The organism is Eubacterium sp. An11 (genome assembly GCF_002161065.1).
Taxonomy (GTDB): Bacteria; Bacillota; Clostridia; order Lachnospirales; family Lachnospiraceae; genus Anaerobutyricum; species Anaerobutyricum faecale.
Genome location: NZ_NFLV01000053.1, coordinates 1 through 8858, shown reverse-complemented (window position 1 = coordinate 8858; position 8858 = coordinate 1). Strand labels below are relative to the sequence as shown.

At 44.1% G+C, this 8858-nt stretch carries 8 protein-coding genes; 1 reads left to right on the top strand and 7 read right to left on the bottom strand.

Annotated features, from left to right (window positions below):
- On the bottom strand, positions 1-152 hold a 152-nt coding region (locus B5E53_RS18135), incomplete at its 3' end, for an NAD(P)/FAD-dependent oxidoreductase (protein ID WP_204245553.1).
- A gap of 99 nt (positions 153-251) precedes the next feature.
- On the bottom strand, positions 252-815 hold the full coding sequence (locus B5E53_RS18130) for a TetR/AcrR family transcriptional regulator (RefSeq protein ID WP_087317510.1): 564 nt from the start codon (positions 813-815) through the stop codon (positions 252-254).
- 196 nt (positions 816-1011) lie between these two features.
- On the opposite strand from B5E53_RS18130, the gene B5E53_RS18125 reads away from it, so the two are divergent.
- Positions 1012-2907 carry a cation-translocating P-type ATPase gene (locus B5E53_RS18125; protein ID WP_087317508.1) on the top strand — a complete coding sequence of 632 codons (1896 nt, stop codon included), beginning with the start codon at positions 1012-1014 and terminating at the stop codon, positions 2905-2907.
- Positions 2908-3192: 285 nt separating this feature from the next.
- Here the strand turns inward: B5E53_RS18125 and B5E53_RS18120 are convergent, their stop codons facing one another.
- The 5 genes from B5E53_RS18120 to B5E53_RS18100 form a co-directional block, all read right to left on the bottom strand.
- A complete protein-coding gene (locus tag B5E53_RS18120; protein WP_162611969.1) occupies positions 3193-3561 on the bottom strand; it encodes a DUF1062 domain-containing protein in 369 nt (122 codons plus the stop codon).
- Complete coding sequence (locus B5E53_RS18115) at positions 3506-3820, bottom strand: CD3324 family protein (protein ID WP_087317504.1); 315 nt, start codon at positions 3818-3820, stop codon at positions 3506-3508. Before B5E53_RS18115 ends, B5E53_RS18120 begins: the two co-directional genes overlap by 56 nt.
- A gap of 509 nt (positions 3821-4329) precedes the next feature.
- On the bottom strand, positions 4330-5796 hold the full coding sequence (locus tag B5E53_RS18110) for an RNA-binding domain-containing protein (RefSeq protein WP_087317502.1): 1467 nt from the start codon (positions 5794-5796) through the stop codon (positions 4330-4332).
- 115 nt (positions 5797-5911) lie between these two features.
- Positions 5912-7444, bottom strand: coding sequence for a MerR family transcriptional regulator (locus B5E53_RS18105; protein WP_087317500.1), 1533 nt, complete (start codon positions 7442-7444; stop codon positions 5912-5914).
- Positions 7445-7520: 76 nt separating this feature from the next.
- Positions 7521-8846 (bottom strand): FAD-dependent protein, encoded by a 1326-nt coding sequence (locus B5E53_RS18100; RefSeq protein ID WP_087317512.1) that lies wholly within the window; start codon positions 8844-8846, stop codon positions 7521-7523.
- Between the last annotated feature and the right edge of the window lie 12 nt (positions 8847-8858).

The following is an 8858-nucleotide window of genomic DNA, read 5'->3' as shown; positions in this document are numbered from 1 at the left end:
TTCTTCCCGTCAATGGGGCATTTTCTTTTCTCGAGAGGATTTCCTGCCTCAAATACTGCCACTTTCAGCTCCGGCGCCTTCTGCATCAGCTCATACGCCGCAAATATCCCGCCAGGTCCTGCTCCGATCATAATTACGTCATATCTGTTCATAGTGACTCTTTCCTTCCTTATATTTTAGCAAATGTAACAAACTCTGAGAAAGATTTGTCATCTGCCTCTTTTGTTCCAAATGGGTTATCAACGATTCCTTCATAGAATCGGCTCGATGACTGCCCGGAAATATCGGTCTAATTCCTCTGGCGTTTGCTTCATCCGGCCTTTAATCCACCACAGTACCATTTCTACAAAGCTTCCGGATATATGGTTGACCAAAAAATCCTGCGGAATGTCCGTATTGTTTTTTCTGTTTTGATTGACAAACTGATCTTGTATCAATTCGTTTAAACTGTCTTTGAAATACCGCAGGAAGAGTTCGCTGCTTTCACAGGAAAGCAATGCGAGGATATTATTTTCATCTTCCTGCAGGTGTTGTAATAAGTGGCAGAATACAGATTCCGGCACGTTTCTGTCAGAATATAATCCGTGCGTGTGGGTGCAATCCAACGCGCTGCTGATAATGTGACTGAAAAGTTCTTCGCATAATGTTTTGAGCAGATCGTCTTTTGTTTCAAAATGCGCATAAAATGTTGTCCGGCCAACGTTAGCCGTATCGATGATTTCCTGTACCGTAATCTTGCCGTAACTCTTTTCTGCCAAGAGCTTGCTGAACGCGGCGAAAATAGCCACTCTTGTTTTCTGCTGCCGTCTGTCCATAATAACTCCTTCCGTACATTTTTTTAAAAATGTTCCGTACGAAACACAGGGGCAATTTTATCCGTTGTATTTCTTTCGGCTCTTATCTACAATAAAAAAGAACAAAGTGTTTGTTATCAAATTCATTGTACGGCAAGAACAAACAGGCGTCAAGGACGAAACTGTTAGAGATGCCGTGCGGATTGGAGGAACCATTATGTTAAAGAAATTAGAGTGTTTTCTGGCCGGACTTCCCATGACGATGGTAGCCGGCGCATTTCTGCTGCTGGATTTGATCCCGCACTTGACAGAGGAATTTGGTGGCACGACGGTACAGCTTTCGTTTCTTCCCTTTGACCCGGCGTGGGTAACTATCATTATCAGCGGCATTCCTCTCTTATATCTGGCAATATGGCGGATGATCCACAATCCCGGCATCAGCAAAATATCGTCTGCCCTTTTGATTTGTATTGCCATGTTCGCCGCTATTGCAATCGGGGATCTGTTTGCGGCGGGAGAAGTCGTGTTTATCATGGCAATCGGCGCACTTTTAGAGGAAGCTACCACAAACCGGGCGAAAAAGGGCTTAAAAAAACTGATCCGTCTTGCGCCGACAAAAGGACGCAGGCTAAAGGACGGGAAAGAAGAAATGATATCGGCAGAAGAAATCCGACAAGGAGATATTCTGCGTATTCTGCCCGGTGAAACGATCCCGGTTGACGGAACAATCATAAACGGCGAAACCTCGGTCGACCAGTCTGTTATGACAGGAGAATCCCTGCCGGTTGACAAGGGCGTGGGGGAAGAAGTTTTTTGCGGAACCATCAACCGCTTTGGTTCGATTGATATTTCAGCAACAAAAGTTGGCGAAAACAGTTCTCTGCAAAAGTTGATCCACATGGTGCAGGACGCAGAGAATAAACAGGCGCCCATGCAAAGAATCGCCGACCGGGTGGCAAGCTGGCTGGTTCCTGTCGCTCTGCTGATTGCCATTCTGTCCTATATATTCACCGGGAATATTGTTACCGCAGTCACCGTGTTGGTCGTATTCTGTCCTTGCGCTCTTGTACTGGCAACGCCTACCGCGATTATGGCGGCAATCGGGCAGGCGACAAAACATGGGGTAATCATCAAGTCCGGCGAAGCCCTTGAAAAAATGGGCAAAGTGGACATGATCGCGTTTGATAAAACCGGTACTCTAACCTATGGCCGCTTAGATGTCAGCGATACGATTTCATTTGATGAAACAATCAGCGAAACAGACTTGCTTTCTCTTACCGCTTCTGCCGAAGCCAGGAGCGAACACCCGCTGGGAAAGGCGATCGTGGCATATGCAAAGACAAAAGAAGTTCCATTGGTAGAATCGACAGCATTTAGAATGACTGCCGGCAAGGGAATTTTTGCGGAGGCAGGCAACCGCAGCCTGCTCTGCGGTAACGAGAAATTCCTTACTGAAAATGGCGTTTCGATCGATAACAAGGTGCACTCCGTTTTAGAACGGCTTCGCACACAGGGAAAAGCCTCTGTTCTTGTCGCGGAAGGTCAAAAATGTATCGGTGTAATCGCCCTTTCCGATGTGCTGCGTCCGGAAGCAAAAGACATGGTTGCCCGTCTTTCGGATATGAACACCCGTACCGTTTTACTTACCGGCGACCATCAAAAAACGGCAGACTATTTTGCACAGCAGGTCGGTATCTCCGAAGTCCGGGCTGAACTTCTGCCGGTAGAAAAAGTGCAGAATATTGAGAAATTACAGGCAGAAAATCACAAGGTCTGTATGATAGGCGATGGTGTCAACGACGCGCCGGCTTTAAAAACTGCCGATGTAAGCGTAGCAATGGGAAGCATGGGAAGCGATATCGCCGTTGACGCCGCGGAAGTCGCCCTGATGAGTGATGACATTTCAAAAATCCCGTATTTGAAACGGCTCTCCAATGCGACGGTCCAGACGATCAAGGCCAGCATTACCCTGTCTATGTGTATTAACTTTGCAGCAATCGTGCTGTCGCTCATGGAAGTACTGACACCCACCACCGGGGCACTGGTACACAATGCCGGTTCCTGTTTCGTCGTTCTGATTGCCGCGCTGCTTTATGACAGAAAATTCGAGTAACCTGTATCACAAGGTCATATGCAGGCAGCTACCCTGTCGCTCTCCACGCAAATGTCGCTCTTTTCACTAGCTTTGCGTGGAGCCATGCATCATTTTTTCGTTTTTTATTTCGGCACATTTTTATCACCTTTGTCTGTTAATTCTTTCTGGCAGATATTTTTTATCTTGCCCCGAGTATACCAAAAAACGCCCTCGAATTCAACGTAGCAACTGGTCTGTATCATCATACTGAAATCAAAAAGGACATCCCCAAAAACGTTTCCGATGATATTTCCGCACCATCAGTTAAGAATTGCTGCCCGAAAAAATAAGCACTATCCCTTTTCTCAACCTGCACTTTCGTAAATCAGTTTCCGGGATACTTCTCACTTTTCCGTCGTCGATTAATTTTAAATAGTTTTTTTGCGACAGATGAAGCTTTTTTCTTATGATGGAAGCAACTCTGATATTTATTGAATGTTTACTTTTAATTTCCAGCATCACTTCTTCATCGGGAGAAAATGTATCGCCGATTACATGATACACAGGTAAACCTGTTTCCACTTTGTTTCGCCTGAGAAAGTCCGGATCCACAGATATTTGCCTGGCGAGGGCTTCGTCATTTCCGTAAAAAGCTTCCAGCAGTTCCGGTTTTATGGCCTGTGGGGAACCCAACCGAATACTCTTTTACGAGAATACTTTTCAAAGACAGAAAATATTTATCGGCCAGCGCCTCCATTCTCTGTCCAGCAAGATATTCCGCATATATCTGCTCGTTTCGGTCATGCAGCTCCTGACGGGTTGTGGTGGTCTCTCCCCAGCCTTTTTTATTGTCCGAAGCCCTGGGAATATATATAAATTCCCCGTCCACATATTCCTGCACTTTCCGCAGCAGCTCTTCCGGCAGAACGTGTGCTGCTTTTTTGTAGCTCATCTTGCTCTCCTTCGTCATTTTTACGGGAACAGCAAGGCATATCGCAACACATATTTTATTTTCATTGCGCTTAGCCTTGCTCACGCAATCATAACGATAGGATTAAGCATAAAAACATTCCTCCTTTTCGTGGTTTCCCATGTGATTTCCTATTATATTGTAAAATAGCATAGAACAGGAGGAAACCTCAACTTTATTTACGAGATGAAATTGAGACTTCCTATAAAAATTGACACACGCTATTTTATCGGCAATAATTCTATTTTTGTATGTCGAAATCCACATCCTTTTTTGCTGTTACTGGAAATTTTATTTTTTCCTTATATACTCTATGTTTTGCAGAAGTCAGCGAAACTTAGCAGAACTTAAAATTTATTTTATTTTCAATTATTTAGTATAAAAATGGTGTTGAAAATCTGAAAAATTAACGCTTTTTCAGCGCTCTTAAATCTTTTTCTCTAAAATAATCTTGTATCCAAATACTCAAACAAAACTTAGCGAAACTTAAATCATGCCCAATAGGGGATATATTTTTTGTATCTAGGTGCTGTATCAGGATCCATTACTTTAATAAGGCCATTTTCAACAGTATTAGCAATAATCCTTGATGCTTTGGACTTTTCTTTTTCCTTTAAGCCAAAAATCTTACGTATATCGGCATTTGAAATTCCTTCAAAATTAACATATGCCAAACATGCCTGCATATAACATGTCCACATACGATCTTCCTTTGTAGTTAATTCAAAAGGTACTTTTGCAAACAGTACTGCTTTAGTAAATTGGTTATTCTGATTTTCAATTCTCGGAGCAAGCAATTCATTTTTACCTGTCGCTTCAATTATTTTATCGTAACCACTACCACGCTCTTCACATATGCCACATTTATGCATAAATCCAGCAATATTTTCGTTCCGTGATATAGGTACAGAATCTACAATACGATCAATTGCCACTAACGGTGCTCCAGCATTAGAAAACTCAATTCTATTCTTAAACACTTCAACCATTGGATTTGTTCCTCTCTGTTGAAAGTCCTGATGTATCATCGCATTCGCCAACATTTCACGAATCGCAATTTCAGGAAAACTGACAATAGATTTTCTGGTAGCCTCTACAATAACCTCTTCCTGAGGAATAATGGTCATAATATACTGAACTATTTCCTCATGTGAAAATGCATAACCAGCACAAAATTCCTTCTCCCTGATTGCATCCAGTCTTGAATTCTCCTTATACCATATGACTCGCACGGAGCGTCTATGCAAGGATTCAAATTTCTTCAAATCTTTTGCAATCATCAAAGCCCCTATATTTGTAATATCCCATGTACCTGCATCATTTCTTTGGATGAATTTTTCATGCTGTAAGTCTTCCAAGACTTTATCTCTGTTTCTTGGAATTGGCATTTCAAGCTTATCATAATATTTAGAATAATCCAGCAGTGATATCATCTCATCTTCTTCTAAACCTCCCATTGCAATCCGCAATTCATAAGGCGTACAATCAAATGTCCTCCACAGTTCCCGTTCTTTATCAGGATATTCTTTCAAATTCTTTTTATTTGTTCCAATCCGTATATATTCAACTCCTGAAAATCGAACTGGTTGCTTTTCGGCACACGGAATCTCCATCAGCACAACTATTCCTTCATCCATTGGAATCTCAAAAAAATGGAAATTAATCCTCGGTGAAAGCATTCTGGAAAGCCATGCTTCTAATTCCTCACTTCCCTTTTTCATTTTTCGATATTGAAATTCAGTTCCTACAATTTTATGAGTTTCATCATCTATTCCCCAAACCAAATATGCTTTGGGCCTTTCACATAATGCAGCCGAATTACTAAGAGCAGAAATATATTCACCAATCATCTGAGGCTGTTTGTTATTACATTTAAATTCAACCCACTCTGTCTCATCCGGCAGCTTAGCAAGCTCCCGTACAAGACTTTTTAAGTATTCTATTGATCTTGCTGCCATCAAATCACCCTTTCTCCGTATTACAATCTCCAGTCCGCGAACTTTTCTTATCTATTTATTATAATAAAAGGCTTTCTATGATTTATTATTTTATCACAGAAAACCTTTATTTTAATCAAAATTCATTATTTATAGCAATTTCATCTCCGCTTTTATACACCCTGTACTCCATCTGAAAATACGGCTCTTCCCCGTATACCGGCACCAGCACCTCGCTGCTGCTGTACTGAGCCTGGCGGAACTCGTAGCCACAGCATTGGAAAGCAGCCTCCACGGTGATTCCCGCTTCTGAAAATGTAAAGTTCTGAAATGTGTCGGCGCTTTCTTTGATTCGCCTGTAAAGCAGAGATGGCGGGGCAGCGGTCAGATTATAGCTATCCTGCGCGCAGATAAAAGACAGCGCTGTCAGCGCCATCAGATCTCCGTAAGATGCGATTTCTATATTTTCGTTCTTATATTCTGCAGAAAAGGAAACTCCGGTCAGCACGCCGTCCGTTTCCTCAAAATGAAGCTGCGGAAGGGCGGCATAGGTGTTGGCTGTATCGACAATATAGGTTCCTCCGTTCCTTTTCTCCCATGTTCCGCTGTCGGTCAGCCGCAGGCTGGAGTCACCGCCCGGTATCAAATAAAATTCCGGCAGGTTCAGCTGACGGTCTGTCTGATAAAATATCTGCATCTCGTTGAAGTTCTCAGCATACTGGGCCGCGGTTATGTTTCCTCTGTTTTGCGGGACCGCGCCTGCCTGCCATATGTAAAATGTCGCTCCGGTCAGCAGCAGCATGAGAAGGGCTGCGCCAATTGCCTTTGCCGGCGCATATCGCCGGTCCAGCCAGAGTACATTTTCTTCTTCCCATTCCAGACCCTCTCCCGCCTTGCAATCCCGGTAGGATTTATATTCCCGGATGAGCCGGTAAACCGGAATATGAAAACCGAAACCTTTGCCCAGCACTATCCACGTTCTTTGGAAAGCTTCTCTCCAGGTGAGGCGCGCGCCGCTTTCCGCTGATACCCTGAGACCGAACAATACTTTTCCCGGAGTTGTGCCGAAACACGAGAGCAGCGTGGGCTCAATCAACAACAGGATACAGGCGGTCATGATTAATTCCACAATCCAGCCCAGCCAGCTCATTTCCATAATATTAACATGAAAAAAACAAGCAAGAACTGCATCCCACAAAAGCCCATAAATACTTCCGTCAATCACGCGGGCAAAATACCGACGCCATGGCGCGGTTACCTTTGGCACCGAATCCTCTTTCAGTTCCGGCGGAACTTCCAATGAAGAATGGTTCAGCATATCAAGATAGTGCTGAGGGTCAAAACTGTGATAAGATTCCTGTGCACTGTACAACTGCTCACAGATAGAACCGGACTGTTCCAGATCCTGACTTTTTTCTTTTAATTTCATCAAATGTACCGGCAGCAGCTCAGTCAGCTGACAGACATTTTCATTTAACGCCTTGATATCCTCAAGGCTGATATGAATGGACCGGAGAAGCCGGATACGTTTTAACGTTTCCACATCTTCTTCCGTATAATCCCTGTATCCGTTAGAATTTCTCTGCGGAGAAAGAAGTCCCTCTTTCTCATAAAATCGGATATTGGCCCTTGTCATTCCTGACAATTCTTCCACCTCTTTGATCTTCATATGACATTTCCTCCTGTATATGATATCCGATTATAAAGGATAAAGGGACTTTACAGTCAAGTAACTATTGAAATTTCTACTTCCCGGCGATCTTCCTTGCCACATAGACGCCGCTGGCTGATGCATGGGACAGGGAGTGTGTCACGCCGCTTCCGTCTCCAATCACATAGAATCCTTTGTGCGTCGTCTCCAGGTTCTCATCAAGCTGTACTTCCATATTGTAGAACTTCACTTCCACACCATAGAGCAGCGTATCATCATTCGCCGTTCCCGGCGCGATCTTGTCGAGCGCATACACCATCTCAATGATACCGTCAAGGATACGTTTCGGCAGTACCAGACTCAGATCTCCGGGCTCCGCTGAAAGTGTAGGGCGCACAAATCCTTCTTCAATCCTCTTTGCCGTACTTCTCCTGCCGCGGATCAGATCGCCAAATCTCTGAACAAGCACTCCGCCGCCCAGCATATTGGAAAGCCGTGCAATGCTTTCACCGTATCCGTTACTGTCCTTAAAAGGCTCAGAGAAATGCTTTTCCACCAGAAGGGCGAAGTTTGTATTCTCCGTCTGCTTTGCAGGATCTTCATAGCTGTGCCCGTTTACAGTCACAATCCCGTTGGTATTCTCATTTACAACAATACCGTAAGGATTCATACAGAACGTCCTTACCTTGTCCTCAAACTTTTCCGTGCGGTACACGATCTTGCTCTCATAGAGCTCATCGGTCAGATGTGAGAAGATCACAGCAGGAAGTTCAACTCTCACGCCGAGATCCACCCGGTTTGACTTCGTCGAGATGTTCAGCCTTTCACAGATTTTCTCCATCCATTTGCTTCCGCTCCTGCCTACTGAGACGATACACTTGTCACACTCATAAACCGTATCTCCGCATATCACCCGGTAACCGTCGCTGCTGGCCTCCAGATCATCCACAGAGCTGTTAAAATGAAACTCAACCTTCTCTTTCAGTTCTGCGTACATATTTTCCAGCACGACATAATTGATGTCCGTACCCAGATGACGTACCGATGCATCCAGCAGTTTCAGTTTATTTTGCATACACAGCTTTTTGAACTTCGTACCCGCAGTGGAGTACATCTTTGTACCCTCTCCGCCGTAGCGCACATTGATCTCATCCACATAATGCATCAGATCGATGGCCGTGCTTTTTCCGATATATTCATAGAGCGTACCGCCAAAATCATTGGTAATATTATATTTTCCATCCGAAAAGGCACCTGCTCCGCCGAAACCGCTCATGATCGCACATGTATTACAATTGATACAGCTCTTTATTTTCTTCCCGTCAATGGGGCATTTTCTTTTCTCGAGAGGATTTCCTGCCTCAAATACTGCCACTTTCAGCTCCGGCGCCTTCTGCATCAGCTCATACGCCGCAAATATCCCGCCAGGTCC

Excerpts from the sequence above, each read along its gene's own strand:
- B5E53_RS18130 (WP_087317510.1), bottom strand. The coding sequence starts at position 815 with ATGGACAGACGGCAGCAGAAAACAAGAGTGGCTATTTTCGCCGCGTTC.
- B5E53_RS18125 (WP_087317508.1), top strand. The coding sequence starts at position 1,012 with ATGTTAAAGAAATTAGAGTGTTTTCTGGCCGGACTTCCCATGACGATG.
- B5E53_RS18115 (WP_087317504.1), bottom strand. The coding sequence starts at position 3,820 with ATGAGCTACAAAAAAGCAGCACACGTTCTGCCGGAAGAGCTGCTGCGG.
- B5E53_RS18110 (WP_087317502.1), bottom strand. The coding sequence starts at position 5,796 with ATGGCAGCAAGATCAATAGAATACTTAAAAAGTCTTGTACGGGAGCTT.
- B5E53_RS18105 (WP_087317500.1), bottom strand. The coding sequence starts at position 7,444 with ATGAAGATCAAAGAGGTGGAAGAATTGTCAGGAATGACAAGGGCCAAT.